The 22,050-nt window shown below is 52.3% G+C and carries 26 protein-coding genes; 10 read left to right on the top strand and 16 right to left on the bottom strand.

The features are described from left to right. Positions 1 to 261 precede the first annotated feature (261 nt). On the bottom strand, positions 262 to 2,115 hold the full coding sequence (dnaG, locus tag ACP158_RS01940) for a DNA primase (protein ID WP_424947310.1): 1,854 nt from the start codon (positions 2,113 to 2,115) through the stop codon (positions 262 to 264). Here dnaG and ACP158_RS01935 point away from each other — a divergent pair. The 7 genes from ACP158_RS01935 (at position 2,095) to ACP158_RS01905 (ending at position 9,965) form a co-directional block, all read left to right on the top strand. Then, a complete protein-coding gene (locus ACP158_RS01935) occupies positions 2,095 to 2,316 on the top strand; it encodes a hypothetical protein (protein WP_424947309.1) in 222 nt (73 codons plus the stop codon). The genes dnaG and ACP158_RS01935 overlap by 21 nt on opposite strands. A gap of 422 nt (positions 2,317 to 2,738) precedes the next feature. After that, complete coding sequence (locus ACP158_RS01930; RefSeq protein WP_424947308.1) at positions 2,739 to 3,548, top strand: YadA C-terminal domain-containing protein; 810 nt, start codon at positions 2,739 to 2,741, stop codon at positions 3,546 to 3,548. Positions 3,549 to 3,561: 13 nt separating this feature from the next. Continuing rightward, a complete protein-coding gene (locus ACP158_RS01925) occupies positions 3,562 to 3,774 on the top strand; it encodes a YadA C-terminal domain-containing protein (RefSeq protein ID WP_424947307.1) in 213 nt (70 codons plus the stop codon). Between the two features lie 551 nt (positions 3,775 to 4,325). Beyond that, positions 4,326 to 6,824: a leucine--tRNA ligase gene (gene leuS, locus ACP158_RS01920; RefSeq protein WP_424948382.1), complete on the top strand. Its 2,499-nt coding sequence runs from the start codon at positions 4,326 to 4,328 to the stop codon at positions 6,822 to 6,824. Positions 6,825 to 6,826: 2 nt separating this feature from the next. Continuing rightward, a complete protein-coding gene (lptE, locus tag ACP158_RS01915) occupies positions 6,827 to 7,486 on the top strand; it encodes an LPS assembly lipoprotein LptE (protein ID WP_424947306.1) in 660 nt (219 codons plus the stop codon). Next, complete coding sequence (gene holA, locus ACP158_RS01910) at positions 7,487 to 8,533, top strand: DNA polymerase III subunit delta (protein WP_424947305.1); 1,047 nt, start codon at positions 7,487 to 7,489, stop codon at positions 8,531 to 8,533. 151 nt (positions 8,534 to 8,684) lie between these two features. Beyond that, the gene (locus ACP158_RS01905; protein ID WP_424947304.1) at positions 8,685 to 9,965 is read left to right on the top strand and encodes a glutamate-5-semialdehyde dehydrogenase; all 1,281 of its coding nucleotides are present in this window, start codon (positions 8,685 to 8,687) and stop codon (positions 9,963 to 9,965) included. Between the two features lie 58 nt (positions 9,966 to 10,023). Here ACP158_RS01905 and ACP158_RS01900 read toward each other — a convergent pair whose 3' ends face one another. The 5 genes from ACP158_RS01900 to ACP158_RS01880 are packed head-to-tail and all read right to left on the bottom strand — an operon-like array spanning position 10,024 to position 14,062. Next, positions 10,024 to 11,352 carry a DNA methyltransferase gene (locus ACP158_RS01900; protein WP_424947303.1) on the bottom strand — a complete coding sequence of 443 codons (1,329 nt, stop codon included), beginning with the start codon at positions 11,350 to 11,352 and terminating at the stop codon, positions 10,024 to 10,026. Next, positions 11,349 to 12,779, bottom strand: a complete 1,431-nt coding sequence (locus ACP158_RS01895; RefSeq protein WP_424947302.1) for a DNA methyltransferase — start codon at positions 12,777 to 12,779, stop codon at positions 11,349 to 11,351. The genes ACP158_RS01900 and ACP158_RS01895 overlap by 4 nt, the downstream gene beginning before the upstream one ends. 9 nt (positions 12,780 to 12,788) lie before the next feature. After that, the gene (locus ACP158_RS01890) at positions 12,789 to 13,523 is read right to left on the bottom strand and encodes an HNH endonuclease (protein ID WP_424947301.1); all 735 of its coding nucleotides are present in this window, start codon (positions 13,521 to 13,523) and stop codon (positions 12,789 to 12,791) included. 42 nt (positions 13,524 to 13,565) lie between these two features. Next, a complete protein-coding gene (locus tag ACP158_RS01885; RefSeq protein ID WP_424947300.1) occupies positions 13,566 to 13,730 on the bottom strand; it encodes a hypothetical protein in 165 nt (54 codons plus the stop codon). Between the two features lie 23 nt (positions 13,731 to 13,753). Further along, the gene (locus ACP158_RS01880) at positions 13,754 to 14,062 is read right to left on the bottom strand and encodes a hypothetical protein (protein WP_424947299.1); all 309 of its coding nucleotides are present in this window, start codon (positions 14,060 to 14,062) and stop codon (positions 13,754 to 13,756) included. Between the two features lie 82 nt (positions 14,063 to 14,144). On the opposite strand from ACP158_RS01880, the gene ACP158_RS01875 reads away from it, so the two are divergent. Continuing rightward, positions 14,145 to 14,336, top strand: coding sequence for a hypothetical protein (locus ACP158_RS01875; protein WP_424947298.1), 192 nt, complete (start codon positions 14,145 to 14,147; stop codon positions 14,334 to 14,336). Here the strand turns inward: ACP158_RS01875 and ACP158_RS01870 are convergent. The 3 genes from ACP158_RS01870 to yihA form a co-directional block, all read right to left on the bottom strand. Next, positions 14,333 to 14,455 carry a hypothetical protein gene (locus ACP158_RS01870; protein WP_424947297.1) on the bottom strand — a complete coding sequence of 41 codons (123 nt, stop codon included), beginning with the start codon at positions 14,453 to 14,455 and terminating at the stop codon, positions 14,333 to 14,335. The two genes, ACP158_RS01875 and ACP158_RS01870, sit on opposite strands and share 4 nt — an antisense overlap. Positions 14,456 to 14,474: 19 nt before the next feature. After that, positions 14,475 to 14,723 (bottom strand): hypothetical protein, encoded by a 249-nt coding sequence (locus tag ACP158_RS01865; protein ID WP_424947296.1) that lies wholly within the window; start codon positions 14,721 to 14,723, stop codon positions 14,475 to 14,477. A gap of 447 nt (positions 14,724 to 15,170) precedes the next feature. Next, on the bottom strand, positions 15,171 to 15,788 hold the full coding sequence (gene yihA / locus ACP158_RS01860) for a ribosome biogenesis GTP-binding protein YihA/YsxC (RefSeq protein WP_424947295.1): 618 nt from the start codon (positions 15,786 to 15,788) through the stop codon (positions 15,171 to 15,173). 396 nt (positions 15,789 to 16,184) lie between these two features. Between yihA and ACP158_RS01855 the strand changes: the two genes are divergently transcribed. After that, positions 16,185 to 16,796 carry a c-type cytochrome gene (locus ACP158_RS01855; RefSeq protein WP_424947294.1) on the top strand — a complete coding sequence of 204 codons (612 nt, stop codon included), beginning with the start codon at positions 16,185 to 16,187 and terminating at the stop codon, positions 16,794 to 16,796. Positions 16,797 to 16,840: 44 nt separating this feature from the next. Here ACP158_RS01855 and folD read toward each other — a convergent pair whose 3' ends face one another. Next, positions 16,841 to 17,728 carry a bifunctional methylenetetrahydrofolate dehydrogenase/methenyltetrahydrofolate cyclohydrolase FolD gene (gene folD, locus ACP158_RS01850; protein ID WP_424947293.1) on the bottom strand — a complete coding sequence of 296 codons (888 nt, stop codon included), beginning with the start codon at positions 17,726 to 17,728 and terminating at the stop codon, positions 16,841 to 16,843. A 256-nt stretch (positions 17,729 to 17,984) separates the two neighbouring features. Here folD and ACP158_RS01845 point away from each other — a divergent pair, with 256 nt between their 5' ends. Further along, a complete protein-coding gene (locus ACP158_RS01845; protein WP_424947292.1) occupies positions 17,985 to 18,971 on the top strand; it encodes an ACP S-malonyltransferase in 987 nt (328 codons plus the stop codon). Here ACP158_RS01845 and ACP158_RS01840 read toward each other — a convergent pair. The 6 genes from ACP158_RS01840 to rpmB form a co-directional block, all read right to left on the bottom strand. After that, positions 18,949 to 19,890, bottom strand: a complete 942-nt coding sequence (locus ACP158_RS01840; protein ID WP_424947291.1) for a histone deacetylase family protein — start codon at positions 19,888 to 19,890, stop codon at positions 18,949 to 18,951. The two genes, ACP158_RS01845 and ACP158_RS01840, sit on opposite strands and share 23 nt — an antisense overlap. Before the next feature lie 70 nt (positions 19,891 to 19,960). After that, entirely contained in the window at positions 19,961 to 21,043 is a 1,083-nt protein-coding gene (gene bmt / locus ACP158_RS01835) for a betaine--homocysteine S-methyltransferase (RefSeq protein WP_424947290.1), read from the bottom strand. Between the two features lie 88 nt (positions 21,044 to 21,131). Then, positions 21,132 to 21,362: a GDCCVxC domain-containing (seleno)protein gene (locus tag ACP158_RS01830; protein ID WP_424947289.1), complete on the bottom strand. Its 231-nt coding sequence runs from the start codon at positions 21,360 to 21,362 to the stop codon at positions 21,132 to 21,134. Continuing rightward, positions 21,341 to 21,550: a mercury resistance system transport protein MerF gene (gene merF / locus ACP158_RS01825; RefSeq protein WP_424948381.1), complete on the bottom strand. Its 210-nt coding sequence runs from the start codon at positions 21,548 to 21,550 to the stop codon at positions 21,341 to 21,343. The genes ACP158_RS01830 and merF overlap by 22 nt, the downstream gene beginning before the upstream one ends. Positions 21,551 to 21,600: 50 nt before the next feature. Next, positions 21,601 to 21,756 (bottom strand): 50S ribosomal protein L33, encoded by a 156-nt coding sequence (gene rpmG / locus ACP158_RS01820; protein WP_424947288.1) that lies wholly within the window; start codon positions 21,754 to 21,756, stop codon positions 21,601 to 21,603. A 22-nt stretch (positions 21,757 to 21,778) separates the two neighbouring features. Then, the gene (gene rpmB, locus ACP158_RS01815) at positions 21,779 to 22,015 is read right to left on the bottom strand and encodes a 50S ribosomal protein L28 (protein ID WP_424947287.1); all 237 of its coding nucleotides are present in this window, start codon (positions 22,013 to 22,015) and stop codon (positions 21,779 to 21,781) included. Positions 22,016 to 22,050 lie beyond the last annotated feature (35 nt).

Here is a 22,050-nt window from a genome sequence, read left to right as displayed (position 1 = left end):
CGGTGTTTGTGGCGACGACGGTCACGCGGATATGCGGCCACGACACCGAAATGCAACCGTAAATGATAACACACATCGGTGGCGCGCGCAAAAAATCGCCGGGAGCGATTTTTATTCGTCTCATCCATGAGACTCACCCCTTCGGGGCTTGCGTGAAAAATTGCTCCTGACAATTTTTTCATGGGCATAGCGAACCCGTAGGGCACGTATCAGGGACGATACACGCAATTGCCGCTGGCGCGTGAAGCGGTTTCGCAGCGGCTATGCCCCATCATCGCGGCTTTTCATCATCGCATTGCGCGCGTCCAACATCTCCTTCACTTCGCGCCGCGCCTTTTTTTCTTGTTGCGGGGACAGGCCTTGCCGCAGTTTTTCGAGCAACCATAACCGCCGCGCCTCGGTTTGATTTTCCAGTAGGCGGGCGATGGTGTCGTTGAATTGCGCCTCAAGCGCGCTCGTGGCGATTTGATTGTCGCGCGCGGCTAATTTTTGCAAATAAGCGTACGTCTTTTCATCATCGCGAAAAAACTCCACCAGCCGCGCGGTGGTGGTGTCGGCGTCGCGCTCAATTTTGTCAAGCAAACTACGCAGAATTTCCGAGCCGTGCGTCTCCAGTTTTTTCAAGGCGGCCGGGTCGCCGATGGCGCGCGCCAGTTGCGGGTTTTGCAACAGCAAACTGACGGCCAGCGCGAGCGGCGATATTTGCCCATGCTCACGTCCAGGTCCACGTCCATGTCCAGGGCGCGCCGCTTTGCGCCGCCGCGCATGTCGGTCGCCCGCCGCCGCGCTGCCGATTTGCGCGCCGGTCAAGCCGCTTAACGCAGACAGCTTGGCAAACATCATGTCCTTTAACGCCCCGGCCGGCAGTTGCGTTATTAAGGGTTTAGCCAAACTGACCAGCCGCGCCTTGCCGTCCAGGCGCGTCATATCGACTTCCGCGATCAGGTTTTCAAATAAAAATTCTGGCATGGGCGTGGCCTTTTCAATGCGCTCAATAAATGCCTTTTGCCTTTGAGCGCGCACCATGGAATCCGGATCTTCGCCCTCAGGCAGAAACAGGAAACCGGTTTGTCGGCCATCCTGCATTTCCGGCAGAGAAACCTGCAGCGCCTTCCAGGCCGCCGCCCGCCCGGCACGATCGCCGTCAAAACAAAAGACCACTTCCGCGGCCAGCCGAAACAGTCGTTGCAAATGCGTCCTGGTGGTTGCCGTGCCCAAGGTCGCCACGGCATTGTCGACGCCAAACTGCGCCAGGCTGACCACGTCCATATAGCCCTCCACAACAATGCTTTTATTGGCGGCGGCAATGGCGCGGCGAGCACGATGCAATCCATAAAGCTCGGCGCCTTTATGAAATAACGGCGTTTCCGGGGAGTTTAAGTACTTGGGCTCGCCATCGCCGATGATGCGACCACCGAAGCCGACCACTCGACCGCGATGATCTTCAATGGGGAAAATAATCCGGCCGCGAAATCGGTCGAAAAATCGCTCATCATTCTTGCCTGCATCATTTTGGTCCGCGTCATTCTGGCCCGCGTCATCCTTGCGCACGATCAATCCGGTTTTCACTAATTGCCGTTGCGCTTGCGGCGTGGTCGCCAGCGCCCGCACTAAATCGTTCCAACTGTCCGGCGCGAAACCCATGCCAAAACTGGCGGCGGTTTTACCGTCCAGCCCGCGCGCCTTTAAATAAGCGACTGCCCGCTTGGCATCCGGATGCTTGCGCAGTTGCTGTTGGAACCAGGCATGGGCTTGGCCGACCGTGCCGAGCAAGTCCACGGTTTTTTCGCCCGGCAACGGCGGCGCGCCTTGCGCCTGCCGCGGCACCGCTAAGCCGACGCCATCCGCCAATTCCTCAACCGCTTCGACGAAACTCAGGTTGGCGTAATCCATTAGAAACCCAATCGCGGTGCCATGGGCGCCACAGCCAAAGCAATGATAGAACTGCTTGGTCGGACTGACCGTGAATGACGGTGTTTTCTCGTCATGAAACGGGCAACTGGCCTGAAATTCCTTGCCCTTTCGGGTCAACGGCACCCTGCGATCGATGACCTCGACGAGGTCAACTCTGGACACCAGTTCATCAATAAACGCATGGGGTATTTTTCCGACCATGGCGGGATTTTACTGCAAATGACCGACGGCGATGACGGTGGTGGTGACAACGGTGGCGACAGTGACGGAGGTGACGGTGTCACCACCACCGCCGACGCGACCACCGTATGTGGTGCGGCTAACGCCGCGCATGTTTCACTGGATTCCAGCGTACGCTGGAATAACGGCGGAGGGGCGATGACGGCGGGAGCGTGGCGGTGACAACCCCGCCCAGGCCCATCATTCCAACGAAAGAACGTCACCCCTGTGAAAACAGGGGTTGGAAAAAATCGCCGGGAGCGATTTTTCGCGAGCGCAGCGAGTTCGCCAGAACGCGTATCAGGGACGATACGCGCAAAACTTCGCCGGGAGCGATTTTTCGCGCAAGTCCCGCAGGGGCGCGTATTAAGGATGATACGCGCAATCCAGTCGAACATCCGTCCCGCGTAGCGGGACACATTATCATGCGGCGGCGCGCAAAATAAGGTATCCTGCCGCGTGCTATTTTTACGCGCACTTCGCGCATCACTAACCTTTATCACGAGGAAAAAACCAATGAACACAAACCAACAAAAACACACCGCCTCCATATTCGGGGGGGGGGGGGGGGGGTAGTATTACTCGCCCTGCTGCTGACCGCGCCGATGTTATCCGCGCCGGTTTATGCGCAGTCTGACTGCGATACGGGTGTTACTAACACCGACGCCTGCCACACCACGCACACCGAACTTGGCCTGGAAACAACGGCAAGAGAGAGTGAAGATACTGCGCTCGGCGGGCGCATTGACTCCGAGGTCACGGACAGAACGAATGCCGACACCGACGTCCGAACTGACTTTGCGACGGCCGACACCGCGCTCGGCGTGCGCATTGACGGTGTGAAAACGACCGCCGATAACGCCGCCACCGACGCCGCCCTTGACACCGAGATATCGGCGAGACAGGCTGCCGACGGCACTCACACGACCGACATCGCCGCGGTGAAAACAACCGCCGATGCCGCCGCGACGCAAACCGCTCTTGGCACCGAGAGAACGGACAGAATGTCTGCCGACGGCACTCACACGCAAGACATCGCCGCGGTGAAAGCAACCGCCGATAACGCCGCGACACAAACCGCCCTTGGCACCGAGACCACGGACAGAACGAACGCCGACACCGCCGTCCGCGGTGAATTTGCGGCCGCCGACCTCAAACTCGACGGGCGCATTGACGATTTGGAAGAAGAGATGTCATCGGGAATCGCCATGTCGCTGGCGATACAGGATATATGGATTCCGGCTGGCAAAACTTCAGGCCTGGCTTTCGGCAGCGGTTTCTACAACGGCAGAACCGCGGTCGCCCTATCCGGCGCAGTGCGCACCAGTCCAAACCTGATTTTCAACGGCGGCATTGGGGTTGGCCTTGAAAGCGGCACCGTCGGCGGCCGCATCGGCACGCAATACGTCTGGTAACGCGGCGGGAGTAATGGCGCGGCTGACGCCGCCGTCGGTGACCCCGGGCAGGAAAATGAACCTGACCATCGGCGCCGGTTTCTACAATCACGAAACCACGCTCGCCATTTCCGCCGGCGCGCGCGTCAGCGAGAACTGGACGATAAGCGGCGGCATCGGCTATGTCACTTACGGCGATGACGAAAGCGATGCCGGCGGTCGCGTGGCCGCGACCTTTGAGTTTTAGCGGGGGGATTGGCGCGCGGGTGGTGCGGCGGTCGCGACCCCAGCCCCGTCATTCCCCAGGCCCGTCATTCCCGCGAAAGCGGGAATCCAGTCGTAACACCGTCCCGCGTAGCGGGACACGACCGCCAGGGATGGCGGAAGTGCAGATTTTGCCGGGAGCAAAAATCTGCCGACCGCTAGGACGACGCCAGGGATGGCGGAGGTAGAGCGACGCATCGCACATGGACGTAGCTTATTAGAGCAATGCAGGAGCAATTGCCGAGGATGCCAAAGCCGATGGCGGAAGCGCAAATAATGCAGGAGCAATTATTTGCCAAAGCCACTGCGGTGTGGAGCGGCTGACGCCGCGCATGTTTCACTGGATTGCGCGTATCGTCCGTGATACGCGCCCTTCGGGTTCGCTACGCTCACGAAAAAATTGCTAGAAGCAATTTTTCACGCAAGCCCCGTCAGGGGTGAGTATCAAGCACGGAATGACGAGCCTGGAGCGACCTCGGTCTAACTAATGAAATCATAATCGGTTAAAATCGCGCGTTTTACCCGCCCGATATGATGACCGACGCCCGCAAACCGCCGCCGTATAACTTCGCCGAGGTGGAGGCGGCCGCCCAAAAATACTGGGACGACCATCAGAGCTTTGCGGTAACGGAAGATCCGGCTCGTGAAAAATATTACTGCCTGTCTATGCTGCCGTATCCTTCCGGGCAATTGCATATGGGGCATGTCAGAAATTACACCATCGGCGATGTGATCAGTCGCTATCAGCGGATGCTGGGCAAAAACGTGATGCAGCCCATGGGCTGGGATGCTTTTGGCTTGCCAGCGGAAAACGCGGCCATCGACAACAAAATGCCGGCGGCCAAATGGACCTACGAAAATATAGATTATATGCGCGGGCAGTTGAAGCGTCTGGGATTCGCCTATGACTGGGCCCGGGAACTCGCCACCTGCAGCCCCGAATACTACCGCTGGGAGCAATGGTTTTTTAATCGGCTGTTGGACAAAGGCCTGGCTTACAAAAAAATGGCGGTGGTCAATTGGGATCCGGCCGAGCAAACCGTGCTGGCCAATGAACAGGTGGAGAATGGTCGCGGCTGGCGCTCCGGCGCGTTGGTCGAGCGCCGACGGATTTCGCAATGGTTTATCCGCATCACCGCCTACGCCGAAGAGTTGCTGAGTGAAATCGACAATCTGCACGGCTGGCCCGAATCGGTCAAGACCATGCAGCGAAACTGGATCGGCCGCTCCGAAGGGGTGACGTTTTCATTTGAGATTGAAGGCGAACCGCCGCTCGAAGTCTACACCACCCGACCCGACACGATTATGGGCATCACCTTTATCTCGGTGGCGGCCGAACATCCGCTGGCATTGAAAGCCGCGCAAGACAATCCGCAAATTGCGAAATTTATCGAGCAGTGCAAGACCGCCCAAGTTGCAGAGGAAGAATTGGAAACCATGCCAAAGCAGGGGGTTGCTTTAGGCATTACCGGCATCCACCCGATCAGCGGAGAAAAAATCGACATCTGGGCGGCAAACTTCGTGCTGCTGGGATACGGCACCGGCGCGGTGATGGCGGTGCCGGCGCACGATCAACGGGATTGGGAGTTTGCCAAGCAACATGATTTGGAGATTCGGCCGGTGATTGAATGGCCCGAGGGCGATCGGCACGATTACGACAAATCATCATTTACCGCCAAAGACGGCGTGGTGTTTAATTCCGGGCGGTTTGACGGCTTGAATTTCATGCAAGCCTTTGATGCCGTGGCGCAATTCCTGGAGAAAAACAAAAAAGGAGGCCGGACAATCAATTATCGGCTGCGCGACTGGGGGGTTTCCCGCCAGCGCTACTGGGGCTGCCCGATACCGGTGGTGTATGACGCTCAGGATATTGCACAAGACCATGCCATCGCGGTTGCGGATGCTCAGTTGCCGGTGCTGCTGCCCGAAGACGTTGCGTTTTCCGGGGTCAAGTCCCCGCTCAAGAACGACCCGAATTTTTATCAAACCACCTTGCCGGACACCGCCGCGCCGGCCCATCGGGAAACCGACACGTTTGACACTTTCTTTGAATCGTCCTGGTATTTTGCGCGCTATTGCTGCCCGGGGGCCAATGACGTCATGCTTGATGAACGCGCCAATTACTGGCTGCCCGTCGATCAGTATATCGGCGGAATCGAGCATGCGGTGTTGCATCTGTTGTATGCGCGGTTCTTCCATAAACTGATGCGCGATGCTGGATTGGTCGCCGGCGACGAGCCGTTTACCAATCTGCTTTGCCAGGGGATGGTTTTGAAAGGCGGTGTAAAGATGTCCAAGTCCAAGGGCAATACCGTTGATCCCCAAGCCATGATCGACCTTTATGGCGCCGATACGGTGCGTTTGTTTATGATGTTCGCCTCCCCGGCCAAACAGACTTTGGAATGGAATGACGATGCCGTGGCCGGTGCGCATCGCTTCCTGCGGCGTTGGTGGTCATTGATTCAACGGACTAAAAACGCTATTTCCCCGGCCCGGGAAACGCTGGCCAACCCGGACTGGGCCAGGCGCATATTCGACCCCGAAGCGAAGAAAATACGCCGACTGACCCACCAAATACTGGCTAAGGCGCGGCGCGACTATGAAAAAATTCACTACAACACCGTGGTCGCGGGCGCGATGGCGTTGCTCAATGCGCTGGATAAACTCGATCCCGAAAAGAACCCAGATTGCGCCGCGGTGTTACGCGAAAGCGTAGTGATATTGAACAAGGTGCTGGCGCCGATTACGCCGCACATCGCGCATCAGCTGTGGCGTGATCTTGGCGAATCCAGGGATATTATCGATGCAACCTGGCCAAGCGTGGACCCTGAAGCGCTGAAGAGCGACACCTTGAAATTAGTGATTCAAGTCAATGGAAAATTGCGAAGCGAAATAGAGGTTTCGGCATCCAGCAGCCAACAGGAGATCGAAACCCTGGCCATCGCCGATGAAAAAACGCAAAAATACATTGCCGGCAAACCGATCAGAAAAGTTATCGTGGTGGCGGGAAAACTTGTGAATATTGTTGTTTAGACTTGGATACAATCCATTACAATATCTGCCCTTTATCTGCCCTTTATCTGCCCTTTATCTGCCCTTTATCTGCCCTTTATCTGCCCTTTATCTGCCCTTTATCTGCCCTTTATCTGCATGATCATCGGAAATTTCCCATGTCCAAACGCTTGGCGCTACTCGTCCTGAGCCTGACCTTAGTGACGGGTTGCGGTTTCAAGCTACGGGGGGATTTCGAGCTGTCGCCGGCGCTCTCTCGCATTTCCATTGAAGGCGGGAATCGCCCGCTCAATGAAAAACTCCGTGAACAACTTGAGCAACGCCGGCCACAAAGCGGTTCTGCGGCAGCAGAAGCCGATAGCGATGGTGCCACCCTGTTCATCTCAAAAAGCGAATTCCAAAGGACCGTCAGAACCGTGGATGAAAAGGGCCTGGCCACGGGTTATGACTATATCTACACCATCGACTATAGCGTTACCGACAGCGAAGGGGCGATCTTGCAACCCCTTGCCACCCTTTCTCAGCACAGAACCCTGGACTATGAACCTGCTCAAGCATTAGCCATTGAGGAAGAAGAGGAATTTTTAAAACAGGAAATGCAACAGGAAATTATATTGCAGTTGCTAAGACGGCTTGGCCACATATCCGAATATAGGCCCGAATATAGTGGGGAGGCACAGTGATTGCGCGTTAGCCTGCCCGTATTATCCAGCCAACTTAAGCAGGGGTTCCAACCGCTGTATCTGCTGTTCGGCGCGGAAACATTATTAGTCGAAGAAGCCTTGCGCCCCATTCGGGCTTGCGCCAAGGAAGCGGGCTTTCTGGACCGGTTGCGCTTCACCGCGGAGCCTGGATTCGATTGGAATAAATTGCTTGAATACAGCCAGACCAAGTCGCTGTTCGCGGACAAGCAGCTGATTGAATTGCGGCTGCCCACGGGCAAGCCCGGCGATGCCGGTGCCAAAGCCTTGATCGATTATGCCGAACATATGGTCGCGCCGGGCGCCTCTGGAGATACCGCTCTGGTAGTGATTTGCGGCAACATCGACAAACGCGCCCAAAACACAAAATGGTTCAAAGCGGTGGGGGTCGCGGGCGTTGTGATAGAGTGCCCAACCATTAGCGCGGACCAACTTCCGAACTGGATCAGTCAACGATTAACTGCCGGCGGTCTTAAATTTGATGACGAGGCGGTGGCGCGCCTGAGTCATTTTGTCGAAGGCAATCTGCTGGCGGCCGCGCAAGAAATAAACCTGCTCAGTCTGCTGTACCCCAAAGAGCGCATCAGCGCGGAAATTATTGAACGCGTTATTGCCGATCACGCTCGATTTAATGTGTACAGTTTTGTCGACGCTTGTCTTGCGGGCTCGGTGCATCGGGTGACCCGAATTCTGCAGAGCCTAAAACGCGAACAAATGGAGCCGGTGATTATTCTATGGGCGTTGGCGCGCGACACCCGGATTCTCTGTCAATTGTCCGCGGCCATGGAACATATGAATCAAGGCGAGCGTCCGCAGTCGCTGTTTCAACGATACGGCATCTGGAGCAGCCGCAACGGCATGGTGAACGCCGCATTAAACCGGTTGTCGCGACCGCAATGGGAAAACATATTGCGGCGATTGGCGCGCGCCGACCTCATGGTGAAAGGGCGCGCGCCGTTGCAGCGCAAGGATATTTGGGAGGAAATCGAAAATATTTGCCTGGGCATGTGCGGGCTGAGAATTCAGTAGATCATGACCTGGTTGCCCTGTGAACGTTGTCGCCAGCCGCGGACTTGAATTCTGTTATGGACGCCGCGACATTAGCCATGAGGCAAGGCGTGATTTCTTATACAATCCGAACCATAGGCCCGCCATCGACAATACACATGCCCAATACATCATGCCATCAAGCGCCGCAAAAAACCCGGATATAACCAACTATATAAACCAGCTTGGCCGCGCCGCGGTGAAGTCGGCGAAAGTTATTGCCCAAGCGACCACACAGCAAAAAAATGCTGCGCTGGAAAGCATTGCGATTGCGATTAGGAAAAATTGCGCTACCATCCTTGCCGAAAACGCAAAGGATCTGGCCGCTGCAAGGAAAAGCCGTTTGACCAGCGCGTTGCTCGATCGGCTTGGGTTAAATCAAGCACGCGTTGAGGCGATGACGGAAAGCTGTCGGCAGGTTGCCCGGCTAAACGATCCGGTGGGCGAAATGACCGAACTCACTGAACAGCCCAGTGGCATAAAAATCGGAAAAATGCGGGTACCACTTGGGGTTATTGGAATCATTTATGAATCCCGTCCCAATGTCACCATTGATGCGGCAATTCTTTGTCTCAAAGCGGGTAATGCGGTGATTTTGCGCGGTGGTTCCGAGTCGATTAACTCAAACCTTGCGCTTGGAAAATGTCTCGCCCAAGGGCTTGAACAAGCCGGACTTGATCCAAATTGCGCTCAACTGATAGCAACCACCGATCGGTCGGCGGTTGGCGAGTTGATCACTCTGTCCGGGTATGTGGATATCATTGTGCCGCGCGGCGGGCAAAGTTTGATCGAACGGGTCAGTCGCGAGGCCACGGTTCCGGTGATTAAGCATCTGCAAGGACTATGCCACGTTTATATCGATGATGACGCCGACATCGAGAAAGCGATTAACGTCGCTTACAACGCCAAAACCCGACGCTATGGCGTTTGCGGTGCCATGGAAACCTTGTTGGTTGCTGAAGCCGTGGCCGACAAAGCGCTGCCGGAATTGGGCAAGCAGTTTCGACAAAAGGATGTGGAATTGCGCGGCTGCGAGAAAAGCCGGAAAATTATCCCGGCGTTGAAACCGGCGACCGAAGAGGATTGGAGCACCGAATATCTGGATGCGATTTTATCGGTGCGTATCGTTGATGGAATCGATCAGGCGATTGCTCATATTCAAAACTACGGCTCGCACCACACCGATTCCATCATCACCGAAAGCCAAGCGAAGCAGGACAAATTCCTGCGACAAGTGGATTCCAGTTCGGTAATGGTTAATGCATCAACTCAGTTTGCCGATGGCTTTGAGTATGGACTCGGCGCTGAAATTGGCATCAGCACCGACAAACTCCATGTGCGCGGGCCGGTTGGCCTTGAGGGATTGACCAGCCAGAAATATATCGTTATTGGGGATGGTCATATTAGGTCTTAGCCGGCACTTGCCCAAGGCACGCTACTCATAACTTCCCTTGCTGTTTTCTCGGCACTGTTCATTTTTTCTCAAAATCAAGAACTCGATCAATCTTGATAATGCCACCTCGACCTTTTCTGTCAAAGCGCATATAACGGTTTTTGATTTTATACCCCCATTGATTGATGTTGGTAAATCCGTTTCGCTGCGCTATTTGCATGATGAAATCTGCCGTTTCAAAATAAACGCCGCTTACTGAACTATCACCGACAACCACCACATAATGGGTCTCCTTTTGCAAGCACTTCTTTATCTGATAAAAATGTTTCTCCATATCGGAGAAACATTTAAACGCCACGTAGGAATGTCGGTGTCCGTTTTTCTGGTCGGTGTCAAAAACCTGTTGCAGTTTTTCATCCAGTCCATCAATGCCCAAGGGATTTTCATACGGCGTATAATCGGCAAACTCTGATTTTCCCATGCTTTTGTTGCCGATGTATTTTCCTTTCTGACTATTTTGTTTCTCCTGCGTCTGCATTTCAAACCAATCACCAACCCAAAATAATTCCACCATTTGGTTGTAGATATAGTCAATCGCCTTGATATACGGAGGTGAAGTAATTGCCAAGTCAATTTTCTCTCTTCCCAGAGATTTTTCGAGCGATGCCGCGCTAGACGAAAGGACATATTTTTTCCTTAATTTTGGATTAACCGATGCAGAGAAATGAGCAATCCTGCGCGTGAACATTTCAAGTTGCGACAAGAAAAGACCATTGACCTGTTCCGGTTGTTTGGTTTTTGTGTGGGACACATAAGTTTTTTGCGACTCATTGTCCGCGTTTGAAACCCTTCGGATAATCGAGGAAAAACAAATCATCAGTAAATCCTGAATATCTTTGGTTTTCCTGTTTGTCCCAAACTTATCGGGAATTTCATTTATCAAGCCTCTTAAGATGGAAAGCTTGGCAATGGCATCCGCGGAGAACCAGTGCCCTACGGTTTCGCACTCCGGTTTAAATCCCCCCTTCGTCCCGGTTTTGATGCCCTTGATTAGCCAAGCGGAAATACCGACCAGATGGGCCATGTCCAGCCTAGTTGTCTTGACTTTGGAAATCCATAGTGAAAGCGGATCAACATCAATGCCAATCACATTATGACCGGCCAAAACCCCTTCAACCAAAGTCGTTCCCGATCCGCAAAATGGGTCTAAAATTGTTTGCCCTTTTTCTCCGTTCAAATATTTTTCAATGGCCCACCTGGGAATGTCGGGGATAAACTTCGCGGGATACTTGTGAAAACCATGCGTTTGCGTGGTCACATTTCTGGTGCTGATATTCAGGATCGATTCTCGTTCAATCTCCGCCGGGATGGCACCTTTAACGAATGTGCAATGCAGGGATTTGCTCATTTTTCAAGCAAGACAATGCTTTCCCGTAAATAATTTTTCAACGGAGACAATTTACGCTTTTGTTGTGAACTGGTGGTCAAATGTCTGGTGACAAAGATGTTTTTCACCTTAAAACCGATTTCTCTTGCAATGTTGGCAATGAGGAAGTCAGCGGGAATGATTACACCGGCATAAGCGGAGTTGCCAACCACAACACCGACAAATCCGCCACGGGTTGTTTGCTGATGCAATTTATTAAACAGCGTGTTCATGTCGTCAAAATATCCTCTAACCACACTCGGAATCCTGGAATTCCAAAGCATCTCGACATCAAACAACGAAATCAATTGTTCAATATTTTCGTTTTGATAAATAACCGGCTTGCGATCTACGGCATTGGTATTGGAACGAAACCCTGTTTTGCGAAGCAGGCGAAACTCCTCTTTGCTTTTGACAAAGTTGCCAAGCCACAGATCAACCTTGTGAATTTCAAAGTAATCAAAGCAATTACAGTAAGGAGGCGAAAAAAACGTCAGTTGAATCTGATCGGAGAAGTATTCATCAAATTCCAGGCAGTCTCCCTCGAACACTTGGGGTTTATTTTCACAAGCCCCGAAACTGTGTTCAATGTCCGTCAGAATGGTGCCAAGATGCCTTGTAAGCTTCTCTTGCACAAATCCGAACTTATCCTTCGGGAAAGTTTGTTTTTCCCAAACATCCTTTTCGATGTTGATGTAGCCGCTTGCGGTTCTCTTCCTGTTTTTGTATTTAAGTCCGTTTCCTTCTTTTTTTATATTTGAGGTTTCCTCAATGATTGAAAGCCAGGCCACGAAAAAAAGATTCCTGATTATCTCGCTTTCAATTCCCATTATGTGCTTTTTCAGTTGCAACAGCGACTGGAGAATATCTTCGTTGAACATCTTTTCCGCCAGTTCAAAAGAAGTCTCAAAACGTTCATTCGGTTTGGCGAATGATTGTATTCTTCCAATTTCAAGCAGTATGCTTTGAATATCGTCAAAGCGATATTTTTCGTTTTCAACTCTCGCAACCAAAACCGATATCGGATTTACATCCATTCCGAATGAACGCAAGTTGTTCGTTCGCGCCGCCATAAGGGTGGTTCCGCTTCCCGAAAATGGATCAAAAACATTGCCAGTGATTTTCAATTCGTTGATGAACGCATGAACCAAACGGGTTGAATAACCTTCGCGATACGGGAACCATCTCTGCACTGGGATTTTATGCGCATTTTGAAAATGCACCTGGTTTGAGAAGGCTGTTCCGTCAAACATGGGCAGTCCGTTTTCAAGCTCGCGGAAAATTTTTAATTGCTGCGCTTGCTTGTCTTCGATTGTCTCGTCAAAGAAACCATACTGCAGATACGGCTCTGCAACCATTCTTTCAACCTGAAACTTCCCGAAAGTGGTTTTGTATGCGAATTCGCTCACGGGCATGTCTCATTCCATGAATTTGTTTGCGCGGTGATAACGTATGAATTCGGGCAACGGCATCTTGTTGTCCGACCTGTTTTTGATAACAACCCCGGAACTCGACAGAATCGCAGTTTTCAAATTTTGGTTTGCGATGCCCTCAAAGCGTTGAGACGTGATTACCCGGTGGTCATCCGTCAAAGAAAAATAGCCCCGATCGAATGCAACATGACAATGCCGGCAAAGACAAATGCCGTTGAGCATATGCGATCTGTGCGGCGTGCCTTCACCGGCAACACTATCCGGTTTGATATGCGCTGATTCAACGAAAATTTTTCCGGTCACATCGCATCTCGGAACGGCACAGATGTAGTTGTATTTTTTCTTGACCCTGATTGACCAAGTGGTATTTCTAATCCGTCTTGTGCTGTTGGCAAAACGTGGATTCTCACTGAGTATGTCCAATTCAGGCAACACGACTTCCTCTTGCTCTGAAATGACCCCGACAAGCGGAGCAGTATAAATCTCGTCAGAAATCGCCTCCTCTATCGTTTGTCCTTGAGTCATTTTCCCGAAAATCTTCTTGATGGAATCCTTAAATGGTGAAATTTGAATCAGAGGATTTTCTCTTATCCTTTGCCAATCCTTATATTCCAACGAAACATCAGGCGTGAAATTCCGCAACTCGTTCACTGAGTCGGCGTACCCTCCTGTGTACACAAGATGTTCGCCGGATTCCCGGAATAGACCGGAGTTAATCAAATCCGTTTTCCAATAAGATGTATTATCTCCAACCCGGCCAGTTTACCCATCAACCAGCTTTGTAAATTCTTGCAGAGAAATGGCGCCGTTGTGGTCGAACCTGTTCAGCAGGAATTGCAGGGGCATCTCGCCTTTTGCCGGATTGATGGTGTACTGCTGTTGCGAGTCGTTGAAAGCGTAAATCGCAAGTGAAATGGAGAGCGTCAATTGGTAAATCTGCTTGGCCGCAACTAAATTCCGACCGTGTGCAGTTCATTCCATAAGCCACCGATCCTGGTCCATGTCAACGGGCAAGTGTTGCTGTCTCTGATAAATCCATAACGTATCATAGCGCGGATTTTCGTTTGCATCGTGGATGGCTGAATATCGACCACTTCTGCAAATTGATACATCTGTGGATTGTCTTCCCTGCCTCCTGACCAGTGAAAGCCCGCATATTTAGGCTTTTGGCTTTCCAGCACCAAAGTTCTTACAGCTAGCAGCTCGCCATGATTTGAACTGCTACGGGAGTGAAACCAATCTCCATGAATAGATGCCATGACTTGCGCCCCTGATTGTTATTTTTTAAGGTTCAAGATACTTTAAGGCATAGTGAAATGGTCATACCTAATTGTTCTATAAATGAAGAACAAGCATGTCATTCGTTGCCGAATTTCGGAGAATAAATTCAGGGCGATTCCACGGCTGTTTTGCCTTGATTCGATGCTTGCAAAGTCGCTCAAATCACCGGCATCTCTGGACCAGCAACCAGCCGATTGTATACTCAAATCAGACAACGCATCGCCGGGCAATGCGAGCGTATGCGTTCACTAATTCATTGCCCGTTTTGTTCCTTTCCAGCGGTGTTTTAGCACCGCCCTCTCGGCCGTCATTCTCGCCGGCAGGCGCAAATCCAGAGTGGCGGCGTTAGCCGCCGAGACGCGTGCATACATTAGCGGTAAGCAACAAGCATCATCGCCTTGCCGTCATTCTCGCATCAAACGGCGCGGCTTCGCCGAAAATGAGTCCGGCTACGCCGGACGGCATATTCAACTGGATTGCCCGGCCAATAATAATATGGGCCGGGCAATGACGAGTTGGGATACAATGGTGAATTGAGAGGACAAAGACGAATTGAGACGCCAAAGCACACGAGAGAAAATGTCCGGCTACGCCAGAGCACGTTTTAATGTCACGCTTTGCGAGACACTTATTTACCATTGTCTTCTCAAAAGGACTTATTGCCTTCCGATTCACCATTGTCCCCCCAGCCCGTCATTCTCGCCGCAGGCGGGAATCCAGTTAAAATATGTCGTCCGGCGTAGCCGGACTCCTTTGAAAGAGTGTGAGTTTCGCTTCAATATGCGCCACGAAAATGGGTGTCAATATCTGCTAAAATCTATCCGAAATCGACCGCTTAAAGTATCTTGAACCTTTTTTAATCATACCACTCTTCCATGCAGGTTCAACCCTTAGTCTCTTCCAATATGAAATGATACCGGATGAGGAGCGGTGTTTCTCAATAAAGATGCTGGAGAGATTAAATATCAGGCAGTATTGATAATGCGATGCTGCCCGTCACAAAACTAAATTGAAATTGCAAAGGAGTTGCGTGTGCCAAGGAAAGTGTGAGCGTACATATTGATTTTTAATCCCTCCGGCACCTTCTCATGCTGGTACCTTTTCATGCAAATATCCGGTCAACTGTTTGCGCGCCTCATCCACGCCCTGTTTCTTTGCCGCGGAAAATAACTGCACTGTGGTCTGCGGCTGGGATTTCAAATCCTTGCTTACGGCTTGCAAAATATTTAACGCCTTTGCGCGCTTGAATTTGTCGGCCTTGGTCAACAACACATGCACCGCCAACTCGATCTCCCAGCAATGCTCCAGCATGATGATATCCAGTTCGGTCAGCGGTCTGCGGATATCCATTGGAATCACTAAGGCGCACAAACATTGACGAGAAGATAGATATTCGGAAATAAATTCCTGCCAGTGCTTGCGCAAATTCGCGGGCGCTTTGGCGTAACCATATCCGGGCAAATCCACCAACCGCAACGAATCCTGCAACTCGAAAAACACGATTTGTTGAGTTCGACCCGGGGTTTTACTGGTTTTTGCCAGGCGATTTTGATTGGTAATGGCATTAATCGCGCTGGACTTGCCCACATTCGAGCGCCCGGCGAACGCCACTTCCGCGCCGATGTCCTGCGGCCATTGGCTTGGGTAGTGCGCCGCCAAAGCGTAACGCGCCTTGGCGAAGTCTATTGGGACGATCGTAGCCACGTTTTCAGCAAATTTGTTGATATAATGCGCGTTTTATTTTACGTGTTCGCTCCCGGTCGAGGCGCGCCTGATGCATGTTTATTTTCCTAAGGCATGTTTATTTTAAAGGAAACGGCACGCGCCAAACTGAAAATAAATAACTTAAATTCACGGTATACTTGTACCCTTTATGCCCTTATGGTTTGGGTATATCCAATATATTATAAAGGGTGAAATAATTTATTTTCGGGCCTGAACGTAAACTTCGGGCCGAATCAGCAACCAGGGCTTCATAATGATTCGTGCAATGATTCGTATGTTTTACCTTATGTTGTCTATTTTTTTGAACGGCACAGGGCATCATGAGATTAAAAAATAGACATAATAGAGGTTATGCGTAAACATCAGAATCTTTATATGAATGTAGCGAAAATTTTTATGGTTTCTCTGGCGTTCGCATTCGCGATTAACGCCAACAGTGTCGCACAATCCGGTGACGCTGAAGCGGGAGAGCAAAAGTCGATTACTTGCGCGGCTTGCCACGGCGCCAATGGCAATAGTCCGATCGCTCAGTTCCCGAAAATCGCCGGCCAGGTGCCCGGCTATATCGCCGCGCAACTGGCGAAATTCAAGTCTGGCGAGCGCACCGATCCCATAATGGGCGGGCTAGCGGGCGCGTTGTCTGAACAAGATATGGCCGATCTGGATGCCTATTATTCGCGCCAGCAAATTTCTGATCTATTCATAACCGCTGATCAGGAACAACAGGCGAGAGCCGGCGAAGCGATTTTTCGTGGCGGCAGCGCCGAATTCGGCGTGCCAGCGTGCATGGGATGCCACGGCCCGTCAGGCAGCGGCATTCCCCCCAACTTCCCGAGACTGGCCGGTCAACATGCAAGTTACACCGAAACGCAATTGTTGGCGTTCAAGTCCGGGCGGCGCAACAGCCCGATAATGAACCCTATCGCTTTTCCGCTGAGCGCACAACAAATCAAACAACTGGCGTTGTATATCTCGGCGCTGCATTAACATTTTACCGGGGTAATCTTGCGGGGGTAATATTGCAACTATGCTTAGGTTATCACTGACGGGATTTCAATGCCGTGCTGCCGGCATGTGGCAATAACCGCGTTACGCAGCAAACAGGCGATGGTCATCGGGCCGACGCCGCCGGGCACCGGGGTCACCCCATCCGCCACTTCCATCGCGGCCGCATAATCGACATCGCCGACCAGTTTGCTTTTGCCGTCTTTGCCTTTCACTCGGCTAATTCCCACATCAATGACAACCGCGCCGGATTTAATCCAGTCGCCTTTTACCAGTTCAGGGACGCCAACCGCCGCAACCACAATATCCGCCTGGCGACACACCGCTGGCAGGTCGCGGGTTCGAGAATGAGCGATGGTAACAGTGCAGTGTTCGCGCAGTAACAGCACCGAAACAGGTTTTCCGACAATATTGGAACGACCGACAATGACCGCATTCTTGCCGGTCAAATCGCCGATATGATCTTTTAGCAACATCAGGCATCCGGCCGGCGTGCACGGCACCAGAGAATCTTCGCCGATGAAAAGTTTTCCGACATTCTCGACATGGAACCCATCCACATCCTTATCCACGCGGATTGAATTGATGACCTTGGATTCATCGATATGCGTTGGCAGCGGCAACTGCACCAATATGCCGTTTACCGCCGCATCATTATTCAACCGCGCCACCAACGCCAGCAACTCGCGCTCGGACGTGTCCATTGGCAATTTATGCTCAAACGAGTTCATGCCGACTTCCGCGGTTTGCTTGCCCTTGTTTCTGACATAAACCTGGCTGGCCGGATCCTCGCCGGCCAAAACAACCGCCAGTCCCGGCTTAATGCCATTCTGGCTGCCAATTATTTTTACGGCTTGCGCCACCCGCTCGCGCAATCCCGCCGCAAACGCCTTGCCGTCAATGACCGTTGACATGTTTTTACCCGTAATGAAGTGAATAATGAGGTGTGATTTAATAGAGATCGAGATGATTAAAGTGCCGTATTGTACCCCTTTGGATTTGACCCGACATACAACCCAATCCAATTCTGGCATGCTTTATCAGTTCATGTTCAGCAACCTATACAGTAAGATACAGTAAGATATCATTGCGGCGCGCCCGTTTACATGTTTAACATTTGGGCGTCCCGTTATTACGCCAATCCATAATTTTGACCTTAACCTCAGCATGATGTCAGCAGGCATTGCCTTCCTGTTTCCCGGACAAGGATCACAATACCCCGGCATGGGCCAGGACTTGTTCGATGAATTTGAAATTGTGCGCGACACCTATGGCGAAGCGAGCGAGATTCTTGGCTACGACATCGCCAGGTTATCTTTCGCAGACCCGGATCATCAGATTAACTTAACCCGATTCACCCAACCGGCATTACTGACTCATTCAATCGCATGCCTGCGCGCGTTCGCCGCCTGCGCGGATAATGCGATTTCGCCCAGCCTGGCGGCCGGGCACAGTTTGGGGGAGTATTGCGCATTGGTCGCCGCTGGCGCGTTGTCTTTTGCGCAGGCGTTGCGGTTGGTGAAAACACGAGGAGAGTTGATGGGGGAATACGGCGCAGGCGAAATGGCGGCGCTGATGATCGACCGCGAGTCGGCCGAGGCGCTGGCCGAGCAACACTATTGCGGCCTGGCGGCGTGCAATTTGCCCAGCCAAAATGTGGTTGGCGGGCGGGCTGAAGATTTAGACGCTCTGGTGTCAACAATGGCAGAAAAGTTTCCCGGCAAGCGTACTGCCCGATTAAAAACTGAAGGCGCGTTCCACACCTATTATATGGTGGAAGCAGCAAGACGTTTTCGGCAAGCGCTAGAGCAGGCCGATTTTAAATCGCCGCGGATTGAGGTGCTTTCAAATTTCACCGGCGGCGCGCATGACGCCGATATCAACGCCATCAAGTCGAGATTGTTTTTGCAATTATTCAACCCGGTGCTGTGGCACAAGAATCTGATAACCGCCGGCGAGACCGGTGTGGCGTTGATGATCGAATTCGGCGGCGGGCTTGGAAAGGGCGAAAGCGCGGCGGGAAAACGTCCTAATCTTGAAAGTATCGTTAAAAAAACTTTCCGCGGCGCGCGCTCGCCGCCTGACTATTTAGCGGTGATCAATCTCGCGACATTACAGAAAACGGTCGCCGCGGTTACGACTGACTCAGCGCTTTGACGTGTTGCGTGACCGATTCCGCCAACGCGCTCAGATCGTAGCCACCCTCGAGCACGGACACCAGCCGTCCGTCACAACACTGATCTGCCAGTTCCATCATCATCTGCGTCATCCACGCATAACTTTGGCTATCGAGATTGATGGCGCCCAGCGGGTCGGCAAAGTGGGCGTCGAATCCAGCGGAAATCAGCACCGCGTCCGGCGCGAACATTCTTGCCCTGGGCAGTATAATTTCCTTGAACGCCTGGCCATAATGCTCATCCCCCAAGCCCGCACTCATCGGGCAATTCAGCGTCGCGCCCTGACCCGCGCCAATGCCGGTTTCACCAAGCGCCCCGGTGCCGGGATAGTGGGGGAATTGATGCAGACTGATATAGAACACCGAAGCGTCTTGCTCGAAAATATGCTGGGTGCCATTGCCATGGTGCACATCCCAATCGAGAATCAATATCCGCTCCAGGCCGTGCTTTTTCTGCAGGTATCTGGCGGCGATGGCGATGCTGTTGAACAGGCAAAATCCCATCGCCAGATTGGCTTCGGCATGGTGTCCCGGCGGCCGAATCATGGCGAATCCATTATCCGCTTTACCGGACATGACTTCATCGGCAACCGCCAAAACGCCGCCGACCGCGTGTAACGCCACCTCACAAGACGCCTTGCAAATAGTCACATCCGGCGTGTCCAAATGCCTTAATCCTTGCTCGCACGCTTGAGCGACGCGATCGATATATGCGGAATCGTGAATCTCCCGCACCCAGCCCAGTTGCGCTTTTTCAGGCTTGAGGTGATGCAAGTTATTGAACCAGGCTTGACTACTGATTAAATCGTGCGCCGCGCTTAAACGTTGACTGCGTTCCGGGTGACCGGCTCCGGTATCATGGTTCAGAAATATCGGATCGTACAGTAATGCTGTGTTCATGGAAATGTAGCCTGGGGAATATAATCTGGAAAATATAACATGGGGGATATAGCTTTGGGCAGTGTGCGGGTTATCTTTTGCGCCGGCTGGTTTTGCGGCGTGCTGTTTTACGACATGTTGTTTTGCGCATGGCGCGGTTGCTGAGCGCGCCGGCCGCAATGCTCAGCTCGCCGCGCAACTGCGCTTTGGCGCCCGATGAAATTGCGCCCAATTTGCTTTCGATTTGTTGAAGATTTGGTGATGATTGTTTTTGATGATGGTCCAACGCTTGGCGCATCGCTTTTATATGCGCCGCCGTTGTCCCGCAGCAACCGCCGATTATATTTGCGCCGGCATCCACTGCCAAGCGAATGTATTCAGACATAATTTCCTGGCTGCCGCTGTAGACGATTTTTCCGTCAATATATTCCGGGATGCCGCAATTCGCTTTTGCGACAATCAATAACTCTTGTTGTTGTCGCTGCAATGCCGTTTTTGTATTGACAATGGCCGCAACCAAGTCGGCCGCGCCCACACCACAATTAACGCCAATCGCAACCGGCGTGTGTTCCATTTCCAGGCTGATTTTCACGAAGTCCGCGGGCGCCAATCCCATCATGGTGCGACCGTTGGTATCGACGCTGAACGTCGCTACCGTTGGCAGTCCGGCGCGTGACGCGCCGATGACGGCCGCTTCCACTTCTTCTTTTGACGACATGGTTTCTATCCAGAATATATCCACGCCGCCTTCCTTTAAGGCATGCGCCTGCTCGGCAAATGCATCCGCCGCTGCCGTTACACTAAGATTTCCCAACGGCTGCAAGATTTCACCAGTGGGGCCCATGCAGCCGCCAATGACAATTTCCCGGTGCGCTTGTTCCACCAGTTGCCGGGCAATCCGCGCGCCTTTGAAGTTCAGTTCGGACACGCGCGCCGCCGCGTTATGCAGTTTCAACCGGTGTTGGCTACCGCCGAAAGTATTGGTCAGGATGATATCCGAACCCGCGTCAATGAAGGATTGATGGTTTTTTGCGATGCGCTCGGGATGACTGTCATTCCACAATTCGGGGGCGTCTCCCGTGTGCAGCCCGTGGTCAAATAAATTTGATGCGGTTGCGCCGTCCGCCAAAAGCGTGCCGCGTTGGTGCAGTAATTTAGCCAGCAATCCCGACATGCGCAATCCGCTCAATCAGTTTCAAATGGGCAGTTTCAAACGGGCGGTTTCAATCGGGAGCGTGGCGGATGCGATGCCGGATTCAGTCTCAAGAATTCCTGACGCAGCACCGTTCGTCTAACTGCATCGGTGGACAGGCCACTGTGCCGTAGGAACAAAATACGCAACAATCACCCGGTTTCGGCTTGAGCAGCGCGCCACAGCCTTTGCAGTCATAATACCACTGGCACGCATTGGTTGGCATGGTCTCCTGCTGTTCGTGGTGGCAGCGGGGGCAGGTAATGACGGATTGCAGAATTACCTTCGCGATTGTTGCCATAACGCGAACATTGTCAGGCCAATAAAAAATGCCAGCGCCGGGAACAGCGCAAGGTCAAGATACCCGACCACAGCGAAAAGCCCAAGACCACCGAGCAGCACCACGAGAATGGGTGTAAAGCAGCACAACGCCAGGATAATGCTGCCAATGATTCCGGTTTTTAGTGATACGGATTGCTTCAATTTAATTTGATTGTGACGCGAAAAAATATTGACCCACTATGGGGCGCGCTTGACTGTTATTTTATTTTTCCCTCTTTATAGATAACGTGTTTTCGCACCACTGGATCATACTTTTTCATTTCGATTTTTTCGGTCATAGCGCGCTTGTTTTTAGTGGTGGTGTAATAATGACCGGTGCCGGCGCTGGACACCAACTTAATTTTATCTCGCATATTTAATCTCCCCTGAATGCTTTTACGCCTTCTGCCCGCGTGCGCGCATGTCGCTGAGTATCGCATCAATGCCCTTTTTATCGATCAATCTCATTCCCGCAGCGGAAACACGAAATTTTACCCACCGATTTTCACTCTCGACCCAGAAGCGCCGATGGTGCAGATTCGGGAAAAACTTGCGCTTGGTTTTATTGTGCGCGTGGGAAACATGATTACCGGTGAGGGTGCGTTTTCCGGTGACTTGACATACTCTTGCCATTGGCTTGCCTCGATACTCAGTAATTGGCGAAATGG

This window comes from Candidatus Spongiihabitans sp., from assembly GCF_965247905.1.
Lineage (GTDB): Bacteria > Pseudomonadota > Gammaproteobacteria > Arenicellales > Poriferihabitantaceae > Spongiihabitans.
Note: the sequence above shows the minus strand (reverse complement) of the source record. Positions and strands in the feature narration are given on the sequence as shown.

Coding starts and splice junctions, on each gene's coding strand:
- ACP158_RS01935 (WP_424947309.1), top strand. CDS start 2,095: ATGGGGTATTTTTCCGACCATGGCGGGATTTTACTGCAAATGACCGAC.
- dnaG (WP_424947310.1), bottom strand. CDS start 2,115: ATGGTCGGAAAAATACCCCATGCGTTTATTGATGAACTGGTGTCCAGA.
- ACP158_RS01930 (WP_424947308.1), top strand. CDS start 2,739: ATGTTATCCGCGCCGGTTTATGCGCAGTCTGACTGCGATACGGGTGTT.
- ACP158_RS01925 (WP_424947307.1), top strand. CDS start 3,562: ATGGCGCGGCTGACGCCGCCGTCGGTGACCCCGGGCAGGAAAATGAAC.
- leuS (WP_424948382.1), top strand. CDS start 4,326: ATGACCGACGCCCGCAAACCGCCGCCGTATAACTTCGCCGAGGTGGAG.
- ACP158_RS01905 (WP_424947304.1), top strand. CDS start 8,685: ATGCCATCAAGCGCCGCAAAAAACCCGGATATAACCAACTATATAAAC.
- ACP158_RS01900 (WP_424947303.1), bottom strand. CDS start 11,352: ATGAGCAAATCCCTGCATTGCACATTCGTTAAAGGTGCCATCCCGGCG.
- ACP158_RS01880 (WP_424947299.1), bottom strand. CDS start 14,062: ATGGCATCTATTCATGGAGATTGGTTTCACTCCCGTAGCAGTTCAAAT.
- ACP158_RS01875 (WP_424947298.1), top strand. CDS start 14,145: ATGAAGAACAAGCATGTCATTCGTTGCCGAATTTCGGAGAATAAATTC.
- ACP158_RS01870 (WP_424947297.1), bottom strand. CDS start 14,455: ATGTATGCACGCGTCTCGGCGGCTAACGCCGCCACTCTGGATTTGCGC.
- ACP158_RS01865 (WP_424947296.1), bottom strand. CDS start 14,723: ATGGTAAATAAGTGTCTCGCAAAGCGTGACATTAAAACGTGCTCTGGC.
- ACP158_RS01855 (WP_424947294.1), top strand. CDS start 16,185: ATGAATGTAGCGAAAATTTTTATGGTTTCTCTGGCGTTCGCATTCGCG.
- folD (WP_424947293.1), bottom strand. CDS start 17,728: ATGTCAACGGTCATTGACGGCAAGGCGTTTGCGGCGGGATTGCGCGAG.
- ACP158_RS01845 (WP_424947292.1), top strand. CDS start 17,985: ATGTCAGCAGGCATTGCCTTCCTGTTTCCCGGACAAGGATCACAATAC.
- ACP158_RS01840 (WP_424947291.1), bottom strand. CDS start 19,890: ATGAACACAGCATTACTGTACGATCCGATATTTCTGAACCATGATACC.
- bmt (WP_424947290.1), bottom strand. CDS start 21,043: ATGTCGGGATTGCTGGCTAAATTACTGCACCAACGCGGCACGCTTTTG.
- ACP158_RS01830 (WP_424947289.1), bottom strand. CDS start 21,362: ATGGCAACAATCGCGAAGGTAATTCTGCAATCCGTCATTACCTGCCCC.
- rpmG (WP_424947288.1), bottom strand. CDS start 21,756: ATGCGAGATAAAATTAAGTTGGTGTCCAGCGCCGGCACCGGTCATTAT.
- rpmB (WP_424947287.1), bottom strand. CDS start 22,015: ATGGCAAGAGTATGTCAAGTCACCGGAAAACGCACCCTCACCGGTAAT.